Below are 20,909 nucleotides of genomic sequence, written 5' to 3'. Positions count from 1 at the left end.
GTTCATTTACCGATTACCAATAAAATAAGATCTCACGGTCAATGAAAGCTGCTTCATTTAGCCAGAAGTGAAAAAATGAGACTTCCTTCGGCATTTTATCCGCCACTCTCTTTTTTAACCAACGCCCTATCCGAGCACTCTACTAAATAAAGCAAAAAGCCAGGCACTAGCCTGGCTCAAGTCATTGTCTTTTCCCATTATGGAGGACTGGCCTTTAATCTTCCATCGTAGAAAGGTCACCTGTTGGCAGGTTTAGTTCCCATGCCTTTAACACACGTCTCATGATTTTCCCGCTTCTTGTTTTCGGCAGCTTATCGCGGAAATCAATTTCCCTTGGTGCTGCATGAGCGGCAAGACCTCTTTTCACAAATTGCCTGATTTCTTCTTTTAGTTCGTCCGTTGGAGCATAGCCGTCTCTGAGTGCAATGAAGGCTTTAATAATTTCACCACGAACTGGGTCTGGTTTACCGATGACACCGGCTTCAGCAACGGCAGGATGCTCGACAAGCTTGCTTTCTACTTCAAACGGTCCTACGCGCTCCCCTGAGGTCATAATAACGTCATCGACACGGCCCTGGAACCAGAAATAGCCCTCTTCATCCATGTAAGCAGAATCGCCTGAAACGTACCAATCGCCTGGCATAAAGTAAGATTCATATTTCTCTGGATTATTCCAAATTGTATTCATCATGGAAGGCCAGCCTTTTTTAATCGCGAGGTTCCCCATCCGATACGGCGGAAGTTCATTCCCTTGATTATCAACAATCGCTGCTTCTACACCTGGAATCGGTTTCCCCATTGAACCTGGTTTAATTTCCATACAAGGATAGTTACTAATCAATTGCGCACCAGTTTCTGTCATCCACCAGTTATCATGAATTCGCTTATTGAATACTTTTGCCCCCCATTTAACAACTTCAGGGTTTAATGGTTCCCCGACGCTTAGAACATGACGGAGACTGCTTAGGTCAAATTTCTTAACCAATTCATCACCTGCACCCATTAACATTCGGAATGCTGTAGGAGCACTGTACCAAACGGTTACACCAAAGTCCTCAATCATTTGATACCAGGATTCTGGACTAAATCGACCGCCTACAATTACGTTCGATGTCCCTGTTAACCACGGCCCAAAGATACCGTAAGAAGTACCAGTTACCCAGCCTGGGTCAGCAGTACACCAATAAACATCATCCTCTTTTAGATCGAGCACCCATTTAGCTGTTTGGTAATGCTGAAGCATGGCATTATGTACATGCAATACGCCTTTTGGTTTTCCTGTTGAGCCTGATGTGTAGTGCAGGATCAAGCCGTCCGTTCTGTCAACCCATTCAATTCGAAGATCCTTGCTAGCGGCTTCAAATTTTTTCAAAAAGTCAATGTATCGGCCTTGTTCATCAACATTATTACCGATAAGGAAAATATGCTTCAGTGCAGGCAGGTCTTGAACAGGTACCCGGTCCAACAGTTCAGGTGTCGTGACTAAAACCTTCGCTTCACTGTCTTGCAGACGGTCCCTGACAGCCCCTTCCATGAATGCTTCAAATAAAGGACCAACAATAGCCCCAAGCTTGATTGCACCCAAAACGGTAAAGTAAAGTTCTGGAGAGCGCGGCATAAAAATAAATACACGGTCACCTTTTTCTACATCCCCGTAAGTTTTTAACACATTGCCCGCTTTGTTTGATAGATCTTTCATTTCTTTAAAGGTGTACTTCTCATTTCTTGAACCATCACGATAGTATAGTGCAACTTTATTTTTCCGGAAGGTTTTCGCGTGACGGTCAATGGCCTCATACGCCATATTGACAAGCCCCGTTTCACTCCATGTAAATTCCTTTTCTGTTTCCTTCCAGTCGAAATGCTTGTACATTTCTTGATAATTACCTAGATTATGATCCCCTTGCACAACTGGCAACGCTTCCACTTTCATACAATCTCCCCCTTTGACCTTATTTTAAATTATTATAGTACAAATAATAACTATTCACAATTTTTAAAAAAGTACTATATTATTATTCTTTTATATTTATACATAAAATGTCAATAATTTTTTACCATAAGACAGAAAATTTTGTGAAGTTACTATTCTGTAATAGATTTTATGTATAATAGAACTATAATTAGAAAGATTTTTCCAGGGTAGGTGACCGTATGGAACACAAAAAGACATACAATGCCAAACAATTAAAGACACCTCACGGGTCTATAATTGTTGAAGGGCCTATTACTTCAGATAAACTTGCTGGCTATGAATTTCACGAGAACCTCACTGCCTTCCGCCCTCCTGCACAGCAGCATCAGGCTTTAATTGGTATTGCTGAGCTTCCAGAAGGTAGAATTATTATTGCAAGGAACAGAAACACAATTGTCGGATATGTTACTTTTCTATATCCTGACCCGCTTGAACGATGGTCAGAAGGCAAAATGGATAATTTAATCGAATTAGGTGCCATCGAGGTGATTCCTCAATTTAGGGGATGTGCAGTCGGAAAAAGCCTATTAATTGTCTCCATGATGGATGATGCGATGGAAGATTATCTTACCATCACAACAGAGTACTATTGGCACTGGGATTTAAAAGGTACCAAACTAAATGTGTGGGAGTATAGGAAGATCATGGAAAAAATGATGAATGCGGGTGGCCTTGAGTGGTATGCAACCGATGATCCTGAAATTTGTTCACACCCTGCTAATTGTCTCATGGCTAGGATGGGAAAAAGAATCGATATGGAAACCATCCAAAAATTTGACCGTCTCAGATTTATGAACCGGTTTATGTATTAATCATTTTAATGATATTTTGGTAAGGAGGATTTTCTGATGATTGTAGAACAAATCATGAAAATAGATGTTGCAGTACTTCTGCCAACAGATACCATTGCGGATGCAATCCAATTAATGGAGTCAAGAAAAATCCGCCATATTCCTATAATTAATGAGGAGAAACATTTAGTTGGTCTTGTCACTGTTTCGAAAATACATGAGGCAACTCCATCTATTTTTCATGCCAATGAGCATCCAGAGGATATGAAAAAGCCACTTGATGCGATTATGGAACGAAATGTCATTACAGGCCATCCTCTTGATTTCGTCGAGGAAGTGGCAGGTCTCTTCTATGAGCATAAAATCAGTTGTCTGCCGATCATAAATAACCGGGAATTGGTTGGAATTTTGACCGAAACAGATTTGCTGCGGACATTGGTTGAATTAACAGGGGCCCATCAGCCAGGATCACAAATTGAAATTAAGATTCCTAATCTTGCGGGTAAACTCAGTGAAATCACTGCTGTTATTAAGAACCGGAAAGCAAATATATTGAGTGTATTAGTTTACCCTGATAAAACAGATGAGCAATATAAAATACTTGTGATAAGATTGCAAACTATGAATCCCACTGTATTAATTCAAGACCTTAAACAGGCTGGCTTTCATGTATTATGGCCAAACCTTCCGGGGATTTCAATATGAGCGATAAGTGTTCCTTTATTTTTTCAGACGAGCTGCTGAAATATAAATTCAGCAATCAGCATCCTTTTGACCAATTCCGGCTTAAGTTAACAGTGGACCTATTAGAGAAGATTAATGCTCTTAATCCAGATGATGTCATCCCGCCAAGAATGGCATCTACGGAAGAGTTAGCCTTAATACACGACCTAAGTTACATAGAAGCAGTAAAAAAGGCAGGGAATGGCCAATTGCCACAAGAGATAGCAGAAAACTATGGCCTTGGGACGGAAGACACTCCTATATTCCCTAGCATGCATGAAGCGAGCGCCTCACTTGTTGGGGGGACATTAACGGCCGTCGATCAGGTTATGACTGGAAAGGCACTTCACGCTCTTCATCTTGGCGGAGGATTGCATCACGGATTCAGAGGAAAAGCATCTGGATTTTGTGTTTATAATGATAGCTCGGTAGCCATCAAATATCTTCAGGAAAAATATAATGCTCGTGTCTTATATGTGGACACCGATGCACATCATGGAGATGGGGTTCAATGGTCCTTTTATGATGATCCAAGCGTATGTACCCTGTCGATCCATGAGACAGGAAGATATTTATTTCCAGGTACAGGCAATGTAAATGAGCGCGGTCAAGGGTTAGGCTATGGCTATTCCTTTAACATCCCCGTTGATGCCTTTACCGAAGATGAATCGTGGCTGCAGGTCTACACACATGCGTTTAGAGAAGTGGCTGAGTTTTTTAAACCGGATGTGATTCTAACCCAAAATGGTGCAGACTCCCATTATTTGGACCCTTTAACACACCTTTCTTCAACAATGAAAATCTATCGAGAGATACCAAGGCTTGCACATGAAATTGCCCATCAGTATTGTAACGGGAAGTGGATTGCTGTCGGCGGCGGCGGTTATGATATCTGGAGGGTAGTTCCAAGAGCATGGGCCCTTATTTGGCTGGAAATGATAGAAAACTCAAACTGTTATGGCAGTTTACCTAAGGAGTGGTTAGCTTCCTGGCAGAAGGAAGCTCCTGTTTCGTTATCAAAGGAATGGGACGATCCAGACAACTTATATACTCCCATCCCTAGAAAAGCAGAAATTACCGAAAAGAATTTATTAACCCTAGAAAAAGCACTTTATCCGATTCGAAGTCAGCAAAAGAGCGAGTCCGTATAAAAAAATGGGGTGGCCAACATGTGGCCACCCATTTTTTTACTTTGTTGATTGTCGGTGTTCAATCCGATGTGGGAGAACCACAATTTGTTCTGACACCTTTTCTTTGTTCATTAATTTGGTTAAGAGCCGCATTGCAACCGCGCCAATATCATATAATGGCTGAACAATGGTTGTTAGCTGCGGGCGCACCATTAGTGATAGCCTTGTATTGTCAGATGTGATAACCTCAAAATCTTCAGGGATCTTATAGCCTTTGTCCTCTGCACCATGGACAACGCCTAGTGCCATCTCATCAGAACCCACTAAGATGGCTGTAGGTCGGTCTGCCACTTCAAGAAGTTTTTCTATCGCTTCAATCCCAGAATCGTACGTATAATCTCCTTCAACCACAAGTTCTTCATTATAAGGAATACTGGAATCTTGTAATGCCCTTTGATACCCTCTCAACTTCTTGAACGTATTTTTAGGTTCATGAAGAGGTCCAACTACAAAGGCAATATTCTTATGACCTTTTTCTATAAATTCCTTGATTGAGTCATATACAGCTTCTTCATAATCAATATTTACAGAAGGCATCTTGTTTGATTCTTCAATCGATCCTGCCAACACAATCGGTACCGGTGATTTTTCAAATTCCTCCACATGTTCGGCTGTAATATTACCACCCATGAAGACTAATCCATCCACTTGTTTACCGAGCATAGTATTAAGCAAATGTAATTCTTTATCTTTGTTTTGGTCGGAATTACTTAAAATGATATTGTACTTATACATCGTTGCAATATCTTCAATCCCACGGGCTAATTCGGCAAAAAAGATATTTGAAATATCTGGAATAATAACTCCAACTGTAGTAGTTTTTTTGCTTGCCAATCCTCTAGCGACAGCATTTGGACGGTAGCCTAATCTGTCAATAACTTCTAACACCTTTTTGCGGGTCACTGGCTTTACATTTGGATTTCCGTTAACCACACGGGAAACGGTTGCCATTGAAACACTGGCTTCTCTTGCTACATCATAAATAGTAATATTCACTTAACACACTCTCCTAAAACGAACATCGTTTTCTTTATTTTACATCAGCTTGTATAAACTTAAACATTTAGTTTTTGTTTTTGTTTGTGAGAACGTAAACAATCTTTAATATGTATTTAATGATACGACAAGAAGATTAAAGCCGCAATTGCATTTGTCAACATTTTTTGCTAAATAGCTAAATATTATCAAAAAAACCTCCTGCAAAGGAGTTGCAGAAGGTTTTTCATAAAACTATCTACTTGAAATTAGAGTCGAACATAATTGGATGCAAGCAGTTCATTATAGAATTTATCAAACTGATTAAGATCCATTTGCTGCTTTTGATCCGAAAGTGCCACTGCTGGATCTGGATGAACCTCTGCCATAACACCATCTGCACCAATTGCTATCGCGGCTTTCGCACATGGCAATAATAAGTCTCTTCTACCTGTAGAATGCGTTACGTCAACCATTACAGGTAAATGTGTTTCTTGCTTTAAAATAGGTACTGCTGATATATCTAGAGTGTTTCTTGTAGCACGTTCGTAAGTCCTTATGCCACGCTCACAAAGGATGATTTGCCCATTCCCTTGAGCCGCAATGTACTCGGCAGCATTGATAAATTCTTCGATTGTAGCCGCAATCCCTCTTTTTAACAGAACAGGTTTTTTGACGGAACCTGCTGCTTTTAACAGTTCAAAGTTCTGCATATTACGTGCCCCAATTTGAATGACATCGATATAGTCACAAGCCATTTCAAGATCAGCAGGGTTAACAATTTCACTAATAACAGCCATATCAAATTCCGTTGCAACACGTTTCAAGATTTTTAATCCCTCAACACCTAGCCCTTGGAAATCGTAAGGAGATGTTCTAGGTTTGTAAGCTCCGCCACGTAATAGGTTTAATCCTTTTTCTTTCATTGCTTTTGCTACAGTTGCCACTTGCTCATATGACTCGACTGCACATGGACCAAAAACGAAGTGTGGTTTGCCATCGCCAATATTTTCACCCTTTAAGGTAACAATGGTGTCTTCAGGCTGCTTTTTTCTGGAGACAAGTAAGGCTTTACTATGGTCATCCTGTTGCAGATCAAGACCAGCTTTAAAAATCTCTTTAAAAATATGATCAATGGTCGAATTTTCAAAAGGGCCATCATTATGCTCTTTGATAATATCAAGCATTTTTCTTTCACGGACTGGATCGTAACGGTAAACCCCTTGGTTTTCTTTAACCCGCCCTATATCCTGAACGAGCTGTGCTCTTTCATTAATTAACCTCAACAATTCTAAGTTTAGTTCATCGACACGCGACCTCAATTGTTCTAATTCAATTTTTTTGCCCATCCTTCGTCCCCGTCCTTCCTTTGCTAATCAGAACTCTTTAAAATAAAGCTCTGAATGCCTTTTTTCTTCTGTCATTATAATATCGGTTCAAGTTTAAGAATTTAAATATTATAACAATTTAATAATTAGGCCTTATTATAGCGGATAAATATTTGTTTGTCACTTGTTTTTTCTTTAATGATTAAACGCTTTTAAGTGCTAAAGCGTTTTGTAATATATTATGATTGATTTTCACCAAAAGCACCTGTCAAAGAACGACTTGTTATTTTCCAGTGGGAAGCATTCCATAAAGGCTCTCCGTTTGAAAACAAGATGGTTTGTGGCGATTCATGTTTGATTTGAAATTTCTCTGCTACTTCATTAGACAACGGACGAGAATCCTGAACAGCTAAGAAATAAGTGGGTATAGCTTGATTTTCATTTGCAAATTTTTCATATTCCTTATATGCAGCATGGCTAATCGGACACGTTAGGCTATGCTTTAAGAGAAAAAACGTACTCTCCTTTTTTAATACTTCATCAAATTGTTCAATTGAATCAATTTTCTCTAACATGTGTACATACCTCCAGAAAATAAATAAACGGTGAAGTAATTTTATCACTCCACCGTTTTTATAACAAATAAACAGATTTAGCTTGCGACTAATTTTTATAGTTTAACCTTATTTTCTTCCTCATCAAAGGCCTTTTCGGCTTCTTCCAGCTTTTTTCTTATTTCTGAGCTATCAAGGGGTCCAATTTCGATTGACCTCTTCGATTCTATCTTTTCTTTTGGAGTATGAAGAGGAATATAGTTTAATTCTCCTTCTTCTTTCAACTCGTCTTGGTTCGTTATTTTTCCTTTTACCTTGTTCAATAGTTCTTGAGATTGTAGGACAATTCCTTGGGAAAGGCTGGATCCTTTGGACGCTAATTCATTGCTTTTTGTCATTACATTTTCACGCATGTCAGCTGTTTTATCGAGGATCGTTCCAGCTTGGTTATTAAACTTATTGCGGAGATCTTTTCCGGACTTGGGAGCCAAAAGCAGTGCCGCAGCTGCACCAACCACTCCTCCGATAATTGCTCCCAGCAAAAAGCTATTGGAAGACTCCTCATTCCGAGTTTGATTCGTATCCCGTGAATCATATTCTCTATTAGGCATTTGTTTTCCTCCTCTATATTCTAATGGGATCTAACCTTCTTGCCCTCGTCTAAGCTTATCCTGTTTTTTTGTTGCTTCCTAGCTTGCCACTTATCCTTTAATTCAAGAATGATATGACTCCATTGAACAATTTGCGAGACCTTTTCTTTACTTTCCTCTACTTGTTTATCTACAGATTGAGTAATGTTTTGTAAAGTCCCATTGAATTTAGTGACGGTTGTACCTACGTCTTTTACGGCTCCAACCACACTATTTAAACTATCGGATTTCTGCTTAATATCGTCAGCTAGAGCGTTTGTTTTTTGTAAAAGAATCGTGGTTTCTGCTGTAACACCCTCCAACTGTTTTTCTAATCCAGATAATGTCTTCGAAACGTTTGTAAGTGTAACCTGAAATGATTTGAGTGTTGTCGATAAAAATATGACAAGTACAAAAAACGCAATCGCTATCAAGGCTACGCTTAAGTATAAAATAATTTGCATCGTGCACCTCCGCCTTAATCCTATCAATATGTATTACCCATCAAGTATAGATATAAACCTCGCTAATTATCTTATACTACTTCCATAAAATTGTCTTCATTTCCTGCCGCTTCTAATAAAAATTTCATCTCGGATTAGGAGCAGAATTTTATTTTTCAACTTTCGGCCTTTATTCGGTTACAATATGTGTGTACTTACTTAATTCTGTTGGAGGCGTAAAAATATGAAAGATCCACGTATTGAGAAACTGGCAAAAAATCTAATTAATTACTCGGTACAGCTTCAGAAGGGAGAAAAAGTATTAATTGAAAACTTTGGGCTTCAGCGTGAACTTGTGACTGCCCTCGTGAAGGAAGCCTATCTTGCAGGAGGGTACCCTTTTGTGCTCTTAAAGGACCATCAAGTGGATCGCTCTCTTTTATTAGGTGCACAGGAAGAGCAATTTAACATGATGGCAGAATTTGAAGCAAATGTGATGAGCAATATGGATGCATACATAGGTCTTCGTTCGGGTGATAACATCAGTGAACAATCAGATGTTCCTGATGATAAAATGAAAGTCCATGGTAATACCATTGGTAAAAAGGTCCATCGTGACATCCGTGTTCCTAAGACCAAATGGGTTGTTCTTAGATATCCTACTTCGTCCATGGCACAATTAGCAAAGATGAGTACGGAAGCATTTGAAAACTTTTACTTTGATGTTTGTAACCTTGATTATGGAAAAATGGATAAAGCAATGGATAGTCTTAAGGAGCTTATGGATCGTACTGACAAAGTACGAATTACTGGTCCAGGAACGGATCTAAGCTTTTCCATTAAGGATATTCCAGCCATTAAATGTGCTGGACGGTTAAACATTCCTGATGGTGAAGTTTATACTGCGCCTGTTAAGGACTCCGTTAATGGGGTTATCACTAATAACACTCCATCTCCGTATCAAGGTTATACATTTGAAAATGTGAAGCTGACTTTTAAAGATGGGAAAATTGTAGAAGCTGAGTCTAACGATTCTAGCCGGATCAATAAAGTTTTTGATACGGATGAAGGGGCCCGCTATATTGGGGAATTTGCCATTGGGGTAAATCCTTTTATCCTCAATCCAATGCAAGATATCTTGTTTGATGAAAAGATTGCTGGCAGCTTCCATTTTACTCCTGGACAATGCTATGATGATGCCTTTAATGGAAACCATTCAAATATCCACTGGGATATGGTTAATATCCAACGTCCTGAGTATGGCGGTGGGGAGATGTATTTTGATGAGGTATTAATCCGCAAAGATGGTCTGTTCGTTATTCCTGAATTAGAAGTGTTAAATCCTGAAAACCTTAAATAAAAAAGATGGATGCCAACAGTCGCTGGCATCCATCTTTTTATTTAGTTAATTGTTTTTCGTATGATTCTTGGAATTTTTGAATATCTCCAGCGCCCATGAAAATAATTACGCTGTTTTCGTGTTCATTTAGTACGGATGTATTTTCTTCGGTAATTATTTCAGAACCTTCAATTCGGTCCTGGAGATCCTTGATTGATAGTTTTCCATGATTTTCACGAGCAGAGCCGAAGATCTCACACAAATAGGCTTTGTCCGCCTCACGTAAACTTTTCGCAAAGTCTTCTAAGAACGCTTGAGTGCGTGAAAAAGTATGTGGCTGGAAGACCGCCACAATTTTCCGATCCGGATATTTTTGCTTAGCTGCATCGATAGTTGCTTTAATTTCAGTTGGGTGATGGGCGTAATCATCAATTAAAATCTGCGTCCCAATTCTTTTTTCGGAAAATCTTCTTTTTACACCTTGGAAGGTAGTTAATTGGTCCTTGACTATCTCTACATTTGTTTCTTCATAATGGCACAATCCAATAACGGCAAGTGCGTTTAACACACTATGATCACCAAAGGTTGGGATGGAAAATGTATCATAGAATGTATTGCGAATAAATACATCAAAGCTCGTTCCACTTGTTGTTTTCACAATATTTTTGGCTTGATAGTCATTCTCCTCGCCAAAACCATAAAACAAGACAGGGACCTTTGCTTGGATTTTTTGAAGCTGTTCATCATCGCCATAAGCAAATATTCCTTTTTTTACCTGAATGGCCATCTCTTGAAATGCCGAAAAGACATCATCAATATTAGCAAAGTAATCGGGATGATCAAAATCGATATTTGTCATAATCGCATAGTCAGGAAAATAAGACAAGAAGTGCCTTCTGTATTCACAGGCTTCAAATACAAAGTATTCCGAGCCCTCTTTACCTTTACCTGTTCCGTCACCAATTAAAAACGAGGTAGGTTTAGCCCCTTCAATCACATGGGCGAGTAAACCTGTTGTAGACGTCTTACCGTGCGCACCGGTGACCGCAACACTAGTAAAGTTCTGCATAAAGTCGCCCAAAAACCGATGGTATCGCACAATAGGGAGACCTAGCTTCATCGCCTCTTGAATTTCCTCATGGGTATCTGGAAAAGCATTTCCTGCAATAATCGTCATTCCTGGCTTGATATTCTCCTTTTGAAAGGGAAGGATCGTTATCCCTGATTGTTCAAGGGCCAGTTGTGTAAAAAAGCGCTTTTCGACATCGGAGCCTTGCACTTTAAATTTCATATCATGTAGAACTTGTGCGAGTGCACTCATTCCAGACCCCTTTATACCTACAAAATGGTAAATAGTCATAGAAGAACCTCCAACAACGTCTATCTGTATAACAGTATATGACATCTGTCTGTATTTGCTAATAAGAAAAACTGAGTGCTATTGCACCCTAAAAAATTCAGTTACTTGTAAAAACATATTTAATAATTATAACATTGTTCATCCTGAAAAACTATTTGCGGACCTAAAATCTTTACGGCCGCACTAGTCAGTCCACTATATATTATTTGTTCCTGTCATTAAAGAATACTATAGATTAATTATTTGCACTAGCATCTTGAATTGACTCTAAATCGGCTAAGGTAATTAAAACCTCACGTGCCTTGCTTCCATTTGCGCTGGTAATATACCCATGGGTCTCAAGCATATCCATTAACCTTGCCGCTCGGTTGTATCCTATTTTAAACCGCCTTTGCAGGCTTGAAGTGGAAGCACCGCCTTGGTCAATAATAAATTCGCAGGCTTCATAAAAAAGTTCATCTTCATTTTCGGTTACTTGTGCTTTTTTTAATAGTTCTTCTTGCTCGAACAAGTACTCTGGCTCCCGCTGCTCTCTCACATGACCCACCACTAGATCAATCTCTTCATCCGATACAAACGTTCCTTGCAGACGGACGGGTTTAGAGGAGCCGTTTTCTAAAAATAACATATCGCCGCGTCCTAGCAACTTTTCTGCACCGCTAATATCAATAATCGTCCGCGAATCGACCTGAGAAGAAACAGAGAAGGCGACTCGTGTCGGAATATTAGCTTTAATTAATCCAGTTATCACATCCACCGAAGGTCTTTGTGTTGCCACGATGAGATGTATACCGCAGGCCCTAGCCTTTTGAGCAATCCTGCAAATTGCTTCTTCCACATCTGCTGGGGACATCATCATTAAATCGGCTAACTCATCAATGACAATAACAATGAATGGAAGTTTATCTGAATACTGTTTATGTTTTATAGCCAATTCATTAAAGCGGTTAATGTCACGAACGCCAGTATGGGCGAATAGTTCGTAACGTCTTTCCATTTCATCTACAGCCCATTTTAATGCAGCTGTTGCCGCCTTTACATCCGTTATAACTGGACTAACAAGATGTGGAATACGGTTGTATGGAGCAAGTTCCACCATTTTTGGATCAATCAGCAATAGCTTTAAATCTTCTGGGCTCGCCTTAAATAGCAAGCTAACTAAAATCGTGTTAATACAAACGCTCTTTCCTGACCCGGTCGCTCCTGCGATCAATCCGTGGGGCATCTTCTTTAAGTCAGTTACAATCGGTTTTCCGGCAATATCAAGGCCAAGTACCGCTGTTAATGGTGACGTAGATTCTTTAAAGATGCTGCTTTGAATAATTTCGTTAATGAATACAGGTCGCGACTTTTGGTTTGGAACTTCGATCCCAATAGTATGTTTTCCCGGAATAGGAGCTTCAATCCGAATATCTCTTGCGGCAAGGCTTAACTTGATATCATCACTTAAGTTAGTTATTTTATTTACCTTTACACCCGGCTCCGGCTGAACTTCAAAGCGGGTGACGGAAGGACCTTGTGTCACATTAACAACACTTGCACCTACATTAAAGTTTTGTAAGGTTTCGTTTAAAATCTCCTCTTGCTCTAGTAACCATTTGGTATCATTCACCACAGTAACAGGAGGGTTAAGTAAACTATCTGTTGGGAATACATAATAGCCATCATCCGTAGGTGTCAGACTCTCTTTTTCCTTGATTGGGAAGAGGTCAATTACTTGACTAACCTTCTCTGCCTGCTTATTCTCAGTTGGGACCTCAGACGGCTGTTCGAGTCCTCTTTTTCGTTTTCGCTCTTCCCATTTCTGTTTATCTTGTTTTAACATCATCACATTAAATGGCAAATTAGATCGCTTCGGTGCGGGCGGTTCAGGTAAAGCCTCAACTACTTCCGCTTCCTCGATGGATTCTGTTGAAACTGCAATTAATTCTTTTACTTCCTCTATTGAATCTTCTTCCCGTTCCTCTGACGATTCTTCTTGTGTTACTTCTTCTGTTGATTCTTCCTCTGTTACTTCCTCTGTCACTTCTTCTTGTGTTACTTCCTCTTCAACTTCAACCAATTCTATCTGAATTTCTGCCATTGGAATTGGAGCAATCTCTTCGATCGTGTGTTCCAGCAGTTCAGATGATGGCTTTTCTTCGATAAGGCCCACTTGTTCTTCTTGATTAATTTCTAACCAAGTTGTTTCCACCTCTAGCAGTTCCTCATCGTTTACAAATGGTACAGTTTTCTCCGTTTCGGTCATCATTTCTTTTGAAACAACTAAACTATCAAACCGATTTTCAACATCATCGTTTAAAAAATGGCTTAATTCATGCTCGACTATGATATCCGTATTCTTAGGCCGCTGATTAAATCCAAAAACAGGCGAAGGAATTTCTGTTGGTTGGAAGGGACCCCTCTTTTTAGGCAGCGGTTCTTGTTTGCTTTTAGGCACTTCCTTTTTGACTGTTTGAACCACAGACTTTTCCGTCATTTTTCTTTTTTCCGGAAGCCGCTCTGTTCGTTTTTGACGCAATGTTTCTTCCTTCACTTTCTGAGTTACCTTAGGAATGGGTGTATAAGAAGGACGATTGCTTCCCTTTGGGTATTGATAGGATATTTTTGTATCCAAATCCTTTAGATTTTCATATTTGTTTAGTAAAGGCGGACCTTCATGTTTATGTAAAATATAACCGTCAAATTCTTCATCATCTTCCTCTTTTTTTAATCTTTGAAAAAAGTTTTGGAACCAGCTCAAAACTATCACTCTTTCTACTTTCAACTTTCACTATCACTCTATTTTATCAGTTTTTCATATTTTTTCGACATAATTCTTTGAAATGAGTCAAAATACATACAGACTAAATATCGTGCAATGAAAAAAGATCACCTTTCTTGATGTGATCCTTCTTCTATTTTAATTATTTATTTTTTCCTAAAATAAAAATAGGTTCTAATTCACCATTTTCATATAAAAATGAAAGGGCAGTGATTGGTACATGACCGTTTGCGAAAAAGCTCATTGCCATTTGCGCTAGCACATCATAGCCTCTGTCATTACGAATATCAGCGATAATTAATACATCCTGATGTGGAACAGCAAGTACCATCGTACCAGTAATTTGCTTCTCCATTTCATTTAAGAATCCCTTATTTAGGATCCTGCTTGCATCGTATCCATCATTGGTATTGAGGAAGTAAAAACTATTGCCAGCCACTCGGTCTTCTTTTAAAGGAGTCGACAGGGATCTTACATTAAATAAGGCAATTTCCTTAATCCTTTTAGCTTCCCAGCCCTCTTTAGCCATGATACGCGAGTCAATTAGCCGATACGTACTGCCTTGATCATACGCATAATATATTTTTGTTTCCGCTGTATGGTCGTCAACTAAGAATGGCACACCCTCTTCTGCTTCTGATGGGAAAGAAGTGGAGCGGATAACGGGAAAGATTTTTTTCTCATGATTGGTTAATTGAATGTCGTCCTCCATCGCACGGAGCCCTTCTTCGATATAATAAACGACTTCATCAATGGCTTTTTCCTTTTCACTATGCCATTTGGCAATAATCCCAGGTAATGCTACTGTTATACCTTTACCGGACACTTTACTTTCAAATCGAAGTTGGTCCTTCTCACGGTCATAAGTTATTAAACGATCTTTTCTAGCCAAGCGCTGTTCTAATTCACTTTTCATTTTTCTGCTATCCATTTTCATCATTTAATCCCTCCATTTTAGGAGCTGCACAGCTTATTTTACAATAAAAACCCTCCATCTCAAAAGGTGATGGAGGGTTTCGGACTTTTTTATTTCAAACCCGAAATAAAACCTTCAATTTCTTCTTGCGTTTTTCGGTCCTTACTTACGAATCGACCCAGCTCTTTCCCATTTTCAAAAGCAATAAAGCTCGGGATCCCAAAGACGTCTAATTGCTGACATATATCAATAAACTGATCACGGTCTACATGAATGAATGTATACTCATTAAATTTGGATTCTACTTCTGGTAGAACCGGCTCGATCACGCGACAATCGGGGCACCAGCCTGCAGAAAACATGAAGATCGTTTTCCCATGATCTCGCAGCTGTTCAAATTGCTCAACTGATTCTAAATTCTTCAAATTCAACGCCTCCATTTGAATATATGACCTTTTTCGTAACATCTTCACAAATCATATCAGTCCTGCTGCATTTCAGTCCAATTATTTGCTCCTTTGATATTGTCCCACTAAAAGGTTCATAACATGAGTAAACATTTCAGAACGATTCACCATTCCATTTGTAAAAATCCCGACTGCACCTTCTTGTTTCCTTACATTTTCCTTTTTCGCATAATCTTCCATAACCGGTCCGAGTTCTTCACCTGCCCTTAATCGAATGGCTATTTCTTCAGGCAGCGGGAGTCTTGCTCCACCTGCAATAATCGGCTCCCTCCCACTTGATACAAGAGCCCCCCAGTTACAAATAAGCAAACCATAACTCGTTTCCTGGACGCCTCCCTCAAGGCCAATCCCAATATCGCCATTTCCCTGCTTTAAGGCAGTTGCCGCTCGATTAATGGCTCCTCTTATCGTTTCTTCGTCGGAAAAAGGCTGCTCGCTGACACCCGATGGGATATCTAAGGAAACAAACTCATCTTCATGAGAAAAACTGTTTTTTACTGCAGTAATTTTAGCTGGGTTCTTTGATCCAATGATAATTTTCATTCTAGTAACTCCTTTAGACATAGTAAAAGGAGGCATAGTGTAAAATGCCCCCCATTAAAATTAGCTGTTGGCTTTAATGGAATCGACCGTTGTTTGGTCACAAGCCTTGACTAGTTTAACAATTAACTCTTTAGCCGCTGCATAATCATCAACATGAACAATGGAGGCATGCGTATGAATATACCGAGAACAAATACCAACGACAGCACTTGGAACGCCCTCATTCGATTGATGGACACGACCGGCATCTGTTCCACCCTGTGAAACAAAATATTGGTAACGGATATTATGTGTTTCCGCTGTATCTAGTACAAACTCTCTCATCCCGCGATGAGTAACCATAGACCGGTCAAGAATCCGGAGCAAGGCCCCTTTGCCTAATTGGCCAAACTCTTGTTTATCTCCTGTCATATCGTTGGCAGGACTTGCATCCAGTGCAAAAAAGAGGTCAGGTTTAATCATATTGGCGGCAGTTTGGGCACCACGTAAGCCTACTTCTTCTTGCACCGTTGCACCTGAATAGAGAGTATTTGGCAAGGTTTCGTCTTTAAGTTCTTGAAGCAATTCAATCGCTAAACCACAGCCGTAGCGATTATCCCATGCTTTAGCTAATATTTTTTTCGGATTAGCCATAGGAGTAAATGGACAGATAGGCAAAATCGCCTGACCTGGCTTAATCCCAATTCGTTTTGCATCTTCACGGTCATCTGCGCCGATATCGATCAGCATATTTTTAATTTCCATTGGTTTGTTGCGTTTTGCATCGTCCAATAGATGTGGTGGAATGGAACCAACGACACCAATCACCGGACCATTATTTGTCATTACTTGAACACGCTGGGCAAGAATAACCTGACTCCACCATCCGCCAAGCGGCTGAAAACGAAGCATTCCATTATCCGTTATAGAAGTCACCATGAAGCCCACTTCATCCATATGACCGGCTACCATTACGGTTGGACCAGTCTCCGAACCTCTTTTCACACCAAAGATGCTGCCAAGATTGTCTTGAACTATTTCATCTGAGTATTGTGACAGTTGTTCTCTCATGAATTTTCTTACTAAGTGTTCATTTCCAGAGGCACCTGGAAGCTCTGTTAACGTTTGAAAAAGCTTTAAGGTTTGTTCATTCATTTTTTTTGAGGCTCCTTTGGATTTCTTTGGTAGTTTATGTAGATATTTTTATATTACAGAACTTCGATTTCTCTTTCCAACAATTGAATTTAATATTTGTAATATTATGTTCCTCATGGCAAATACGATATACTAAAGAAGAGAATTCTTGATAGTAATCTTTTCCAAATTTATTTTTTTGGAGGTCCTGTTATGAATTGGAAGTCGTTTTTCCTCGGTGCAGCAGTTGGTATTATCGGTGGATTTGCTGCTAAAGAAATGGTTAACTGTAAGACCCCTGTTTCACCTGAAAAAGTATTAGAGCAAGTCAAAAAACAATTTAATCAGAATGGGCCGATTAGCGGGTCATGGATACATATGGAAGCAGAGCCGTATGAAAAGCAGCAAATCAATTATCGTGTTTACAAAGGTGGTATTTCTAAAAACAACAATGGCACAAACGAACAATTTGAATTCATTGCTGATGCCCGAACGGGAACATTATTAGATGTGCGTAATTTATCCGAGGAACTTGTATCATAAGATTAAGCGTAAGCGCGCCTTGTACAGAGGCAAGGACATTAGGACATTTTTGTTTTCCCATCGGATTTGTGTCCTCATGAACCTCTCATGAGGACAGTTTTCGCTTTCCCATCCCAATTTTTGTCCTCATGAACACCTCATGAGGACAGTTTTCGCTTTCCCATCCCAATTTTTGTCCTCATGAACACCTCATGAGGACAGTTTTCGCTTTCCCGTTCCTATTTTTGTCCTCATGAACACCTCATGAGGACAGTTTTCGCTTTCCCGTTCCTATTTTTGTCCTCATGAACACCTCATGAGGACACTTTTCGCTTTCCCAACTCAATTTGTGTCCTCATGAACCTCTCTTGAGGACTCTAAAAGCATTTCCGTTCTCATGAATGGTACCTTCGGCTATTTTCACCCTACCTTCCCCTCTTGATGCTCTCCACAATTTGCTTTCCGTCAGCGTCCCATTTCACTGCCCGGTAATAGGCATCATGATAAAAGCTGAACCATGCATTTTTTTTAAAGCCGTATGGCAGCCATTTTTCCTTTGCCGCTATTGAGGTCATAGGGTAATCATCATAGGCCATTACCCATAATACCGGTTGGTGGGCAAGTGTTGCCATCAGATCTGCCATATGAATTAACATTTCTCCCTCGTCCTCTATGACAAGGATAGAATGTCCATCACTATGGCCGCCCGTATGGACCATTGTAATCGCCCCTAAATTCCAGTTTTCCTTGAAAGGAACCACCTGTGATTCAATGGCTTCCCAGTTTTCTTTCCAGTATGTATTTTTCGAACGAATATTGGGGTTACGCATTTCGTCCCATTCTACTTGTGAGGTAATAATTTGTGCATTGGGAAATGAGGAAACATATTGATCATTTTCAAACTTGGTTAGGCCGCCTGCATGGTCAAAGTGCATATGGGTCATCAGGATGTAATCGATCTCCTCTGCTTTTAACCCTAATTTTATTAATGATTCATCAAGCTCCGATTCCTTGGTGACTCCAAAATTTCTTAATTGCTTTTCCGATAACTTTCCTTTTCCAATACCGGTTTCTACTAAGAAATTCTTTCCATCCATTTGAAGTAACATGGGATCTGTTGGCAATTCAATTTGATTTTTCTCATTGGGTGGATATTTTTTGGACCATAACCCTTTTGGAACAACCCCAAACATGGCACCACCGTCTAAATTGGTTACCCCTCCAGATAACCACGTCAATGATACGCCGCCTATTTTTAATGTTTCCAACTTTCCATCCCCCTTTGTGCCTTTTTCTATATATTAACATTGACTAACTATTTAGAGAAACGAAAAAGGACAGTTCAAAATTGAACTGTCCCTAAAATTTAGTTTTGATACTTTACTTCACAACGATAAATGCGACTTCCTTTTTCTGAAAATTTCTCTTCATACTCTGTCATGATGTTACCTACATAATCACTTTTATGAAGATCTAGACTAATGTACTTTAATAATAAACCGTACTCCGAAAAGCTCATTAAAGAATTTTCAAATAACCCTTGGTTGTCGGTTTTGAAATGGATTTCTCCACCATCAACCATAATATCCTCATAAAGCTTCAAGAAATCCTTATATGTTAATCTTCTTTTTCTATGACGATATTTTGGCCATGGGTCAGAAAAGTTTAAATAGACCTGGTCCACATCATTCTTTGTAAAGTATTTTGCTAAATCATTTGCATCTACGTTAAGAAGCCTGAGGTTCGGTAAATCGGCTTCAATTAAGCGGTCCAATGCTGTAATGATGACACTGTCGTATATTTCAATCCCAATATAATTAATCCCCGGATTTGCTTTCGCCATTTCCGTAATAAATTGACCTTTTCCTGTGCCCACTTCAATATGAAGTGGATGATCGTTTTCAAATACTACATGCCATTTTCCTTTATATTGTTCTGGATTGGCAACTATATATTGGGGATGCTGCTCTATTTTTTCCTTTGCCCAAGGTTTATGTCTGACTCTCATTTATGACACTCCTAAAAATAATATTGTTTACTACATATCATGCACCATTTGTCCTTACAAGTTTAACTATATGGAAATAAGATGATGCATAAACAAAAAAAGAATTCACAACCTAACAGTGTGAATTCTTGTTTTTAAATAACACTTGAGAGGGTGTACATTCATGCCATTAAGTCATGATGACCAAGTTACATTATTAAAAGATATATTAAACAATCATCAAACAGATTGCTGCGGGTCCGTTTCAGAATGTGAACAACTGGAACGCTTAGTGAAATCCCTAATGGTTAATACACAGGTTGATCAAAATGTTAAAAATATCTTACAGGAAGTATATCAGTACAGCCAACATGGGGTTGGAACAGCAGATTTAGATCAACACATCTTATCAAACCAAGAAAATTTATCCAATTGGGTTAGCGATATTGGTCAGTTTTCTTAACTAGAGAATTCCATCTAAGAACTTTATCCATTTGTTCATTTCTTCCAAGCGATTTTTATTTTTATACCATTGGATAGAAGAAAGAGTTTGAATGGTCACATACCATTTCATGCGCAGTTTTAGGTTGTCTGTCAGCTTTTTTCCGTAAAGCTTAAGCCAATCCTGCCAATTTTCTTCTGGAATATACCAATAAAGGAGCAGCCCTAGGTCAATGGCGGGGTCGGCAATCATTGCCCCGTCCCAATCAATCAAGTACAACTGGTTGTCTTCTGCAAGCAGCCAGTTGTTATGGTTGACATCACCATGACAAACCACCTTTTCATCGCAATAAACATTTAAAGCTTCTTTTTTTAAAAAGTTCATTGCTTTTTGCGATTCAGGCATTAGGAGTACCTCTTCATCTAACTCGTTTGCAACTCTTTGCAATAACGGTTCAGGATGCATTGGAGAGCTCTCTAATCGACTTAACATTCCTAGCATTGGCTCGGAGCAATGAATTTTCTTAAGCAGTCTCGCCACGAGTTCTTGGTTCATTTCAGACGGCTTTAACTCTCTGCCGGGAAGCCACTGCTGTGCAGTTATGACGTCTCCACTTTCCAACCGTTTTGTCCAAACAAGCTTCGGGACGATGCCTTCTGCTGAGAGTACAGCAAGGAACGGAGAAGAATTCCGCTTTAAAAAAAGCCTTTGGTCTTTATATTTCGCATAAAAGGCTTCACCTGTTTTGCCTCCAGCAGGGGTAATTTCCCATTCTTGTCCTAGTATATGATCCAAAATTGCTCACCTTCAATTTATGCCGTTCTAATGGGCTCATTCCCCTTATTTCT

General features: G+C 39.4%; 21 protein-coding genes. 6 read left to right on the top strand and 15 right to left on the bottom strand.

Annotated features, from left to right (window positions below):
* Window positions 1-214 precede the first annotated feature (214 nt).
* Window positions 215-1,933 (bottom strand): acetate--CoA ligase, encoded by a 1,719-nt coding sequence (gene acsA / locus J7E77_RS29510; RefSeq protein ID WP_214719090.1) that lies wholly within the window; start codon window positions 1,931-1,933, stop codon window positions 215-217.
* A 221-nt stretch (window positions 1,934-2,154) separates the two neighbouring features.
* Between acsA and J7E77_RS29505 the strand changes: the two genes are divergently transcribed.
* From J7E77_RS29505 to J7E77_RS29495, 3 genes are read left to right on the top strand one after another with little or no spacing between them, the layout of a single operon-like run.
* Complete coding sequence (locus tag J7E77_RS29505) at window positions 2,155-2,787, top strand: GNAT family N-acetyltransferase (protein ID WP_214719086.1); 633 nt, start codon at window positions 2,155-2,157, stop codon at window positions 2,785-2,787.
* A gap of 36 nt (window positions 2,788-2,823) precedes the next feature.
* Entirely contained in the window at window positions 2,824-3,471 is a 648-nt protein-coding gene (locus J7E77_RS29500; protein WP_214719084.1) for an acetoin utilization AcuB family protein, read from the top strand.
* The gene (locus J7E77_RS29495; RefSeq protein ID WP_214719080.1) at window positions 3,468-4,640 is read left to right on the top strand and encodes an acetoin utilization protein AcuC; all 1,173 of its coding nucleotides are present in this window, start codon (window positions 3,468-3,470) and stop codon (window positions 4,638-4,640) included. The genes J7E77_RS29500 and J7E77_RS29495 overlap by 4 nt, the downstream gene beginning before the upstream one ends.
* Before the next feature lie 36 nt (window positions 4,641-4,676).
* On the opposite strand, the gene ccpA is transcribed toward J7E77_RS29495, so the two are convergent.
* The 5 genes from ccpA to J7E77_RS29470 form a co-directional block, all read right to left on the bottom strand.
* Window positions 4,677-5,675, bottom strand: coding sequence for a catabolite control protein A (gene ccpA, locus J7E77_RS29490; protein ID WP_214719079.1), 999 nt, complete (start codon window positions 5,673-5,675; stop codon window positions 4,677-4,679).
* A gap of 248 nt (window positions 5,676-5,923) precedes the next feature.
* Entirely contained in the window at window positions 5,924-7,003 is a 1,080-nt protein-coding gene (locus J7E77_RS29485) for a bifunctional 3-deoxy-7-phosphoheptulonate synthase/chorismate mutase (RefSeq protein ID WP_214719078.1), read from the bottom strand.
* 218 nt (window positions 7,004-7,221) lie between these two features.
* A complete protein-coding gene (gene ytxJ / locus J7E77_RS29480; protein ID WP_214719077.1) occupies window positions 7,222-7,557 on the bottom strand; it encodes a bacillithiol system redox-active protein YtxJ in 336 nt (111 codons plus the stop codon).
* 95 nt (window positions 7,558-7,652) lie between these two features.
* Window positions 7,653-8,147 (bottom strand): YtxH domain-containing protein, encoded by a 495-nt coding sequence (locus J7E77_RS29475; RefSeq protein WP_214719076.1) that lies wholly within the window; start codon window positions 8,145-8,147, stop codon window positions 7,653-7,655.
* 20 nt (window positions 8,148-8,167) lie between these two features.
* Window positions 8,168-8,629 (bottom strand): DUF948 domain-containing protein, encoded by a 462-nt coding sequence (locus tag J7E77_RS29470; protein WP_214719074.1) that lies wholly within the window; start codon window positions 8,627-8,629, stop codon window positions 8,168-8,170.
* A 223-nt stretch (window positions 8,630-8,852) separates the two neighbouring features.
* On the opposite strand from J7E77_RS29470, the gene J7E77_RS29465 reads away from it, so the two are divergent.
* Entirely contained in the window at window positions 8,853-9,968 is a 1,116-nt protein-coding gene (locus J7E77_RS29465) for an aminopeptidase (RefSeq protein ID WP_214719072.1), read from the top strand.
* A gap of 37 nt (window positions 9,969-10,005) precedes the next feature.
* Here the strand turns inward: J7E77_RS29465 and murC are convergent, their stop codons facing one another.
* The 6 genes from murC to J7E77_RS29435 all read right to left on the bottom strand — a co-directional run bounded on the left by murC (window position 10,006) and on the right by J7E77_RS29435 (window position 17,131).
* The gene (murC, locus tag J7E77_RS29460; RefSeq protein WP_214719070.1) at window positions 10,006-11,307 is read right to left on the bottom strand and encodes a UDP-N-acetylmuramate--L-alanine ligase; all 1,302 of its coding nucleotides are present in this window, start codon (window positions 11,305-11,307) and stop codon (window positions 10,006-10,008) included.
* 235 nt (window positions 11,308-11,542) lie between these two features.
* Window positions 11,543-14,050: a DNA translocase FtsK gene (locus J7E77_RS29455; protein ID WP_214719068.1), complete on the bottom strand. Its 2,508-nt coding sequence runs from the start codon at window positions 14,048-14,050 to the stop codon at window positions 11,543-11,545.
* A gap of 163 nt (window positions 14,051-14,213) precedes the next feature.
* On the bottom strand, window positions 14,214-15,002 hold the full coding sequence (locus tag J7E77_RS29450) for a DUF1444 domain-containing protein (RefSeq protein ID WP_214719094.1): 789 nt from the start codon (window positions 15,000-15,002) through the stop codon (window positions 14,214-14,216).
* Between the two features lie 95 nt (window positions 15,003-15,097).
* Window positions 15,098-15,412: a thioredoxin family protein gene (locus tag J7E77_RS29445; protein WP_214719066.1), complete on the bottom strand. Its 315-nt coding sequence runs from the start codon at window positions 15,410-15,412 to the stop codon at window positions 15,098-15,100.
* An 81-nt stretch (window positions 15,413-15,493) separates the two neighbouring features.
* Window positions 15,494-15,997: a DUF84 family protein gene (locus J7E77_RS29440; RefSeq protein ID WP_214719064.1), complete on the bottom strand. Its 504-nt coding sequence runs from the start codon at window positions 15,995-15,997 to the stop codon at window positions 15,494-15,496.
* Window positions 15,998-16,057: 60 nt separating this feature from the next.
* On the bottom strand, window positions 16,058-17,131 hold the full coding sequence (locus J7E77_RS29435; RefSeq protein ID WP_168245358.1) for a M42 family metallopeptidase: 1,074 nt from the start codon (window positions 17,129-17,131) through the stop codon (window positions 16,058-16,060).
* Between the two features lie 192 nt (window positions 17,132-17,323).
* Here J7E77_RS29435 and J7E77_RS29430 point away from each other — a divergent pair, with 192 nt between their 5' ends.
* Entirely contained in the window at window positions 17,324-17,653 is a 330-nt protein-coding gene (locus J7E77_RS29430; protein WP_214719062.1) for a PepSY domain-containing protein, read from the top strand.
* A 404-nt stretch (window positions 17,654-18,057) separates the two neighbouring features.
* Here J7E77_RS29430 and J7E77_RS29425 read toward each other — a convergent pair whose 3' ends face one another.
* The gene (locus J7E77_RS29425) at window positions 18,058-18,900 is read right to left on the bottom strand and encodes a YtnP family quorum-quenching lactonase (protein ID WP_214719061.1); all 843 of its coding nucleotides are present in this window, start codon (window positions 18,898-18,900) and stop codon (window positions 18,058-18,060) included.
* A gap of 98 nt (window positions 18,901-18,998) precedes the next feature.
* Complete coding sequence (trmB, locus tag J7E77_RS29420; protein ID WP_214719060.1) at window positions 18,999-19,640, bottom strand: tRNA (guanosine(46)-N7)-methyltransferase TrmB; 642 nt, start codon at window positions 19,638-19,640, stop codon at window positions 18,999-19,001.
* 163 nt (window positions 19,641-19,803) lie between these two features.
* Between trmB and J7E77_RS29415 the strand changes: the two genes are divergently transcribed.
* On the top strand, window positions 19,804-20,082 hold the full coding sequence (locus J7E77_RS29415) for a YtzH-like family protein (RefSeq protein ID WP_214719059.1): 279 nt from the start codon (window positions 19,804-19,806) through the stop codon (window positions 20,080-20,082).
* Here the strand turns inward: J7E77_RS29415 and J7E77_RS29410 are convergent, their stop codons facing one another.
* On the bottom strand, window positions 20,083-20,856 hold the full coding sequence (locus J7E77_RS29410) for a phosphotransferase family protein (RefSeq protein ID WP_168245362.1): 774 nt from the start codon (window positions 20,854-20,856) through the stop codon (window positions 20,083-20,085). It lies immediately after the preceding gene.
* Between the last annotated feature and the right edge of the window lie 53 nt (window positions 20,857-20,909).

The sequence above is a fragment of the Bacillus sp. ISL-77 genome (assembly GCF_018613105.1).
The sequence above is the reverse complement of the archived record's forward strand: the minus strand, read 5'-3'. Positions and strand labels throughout refer to the sequence as shown.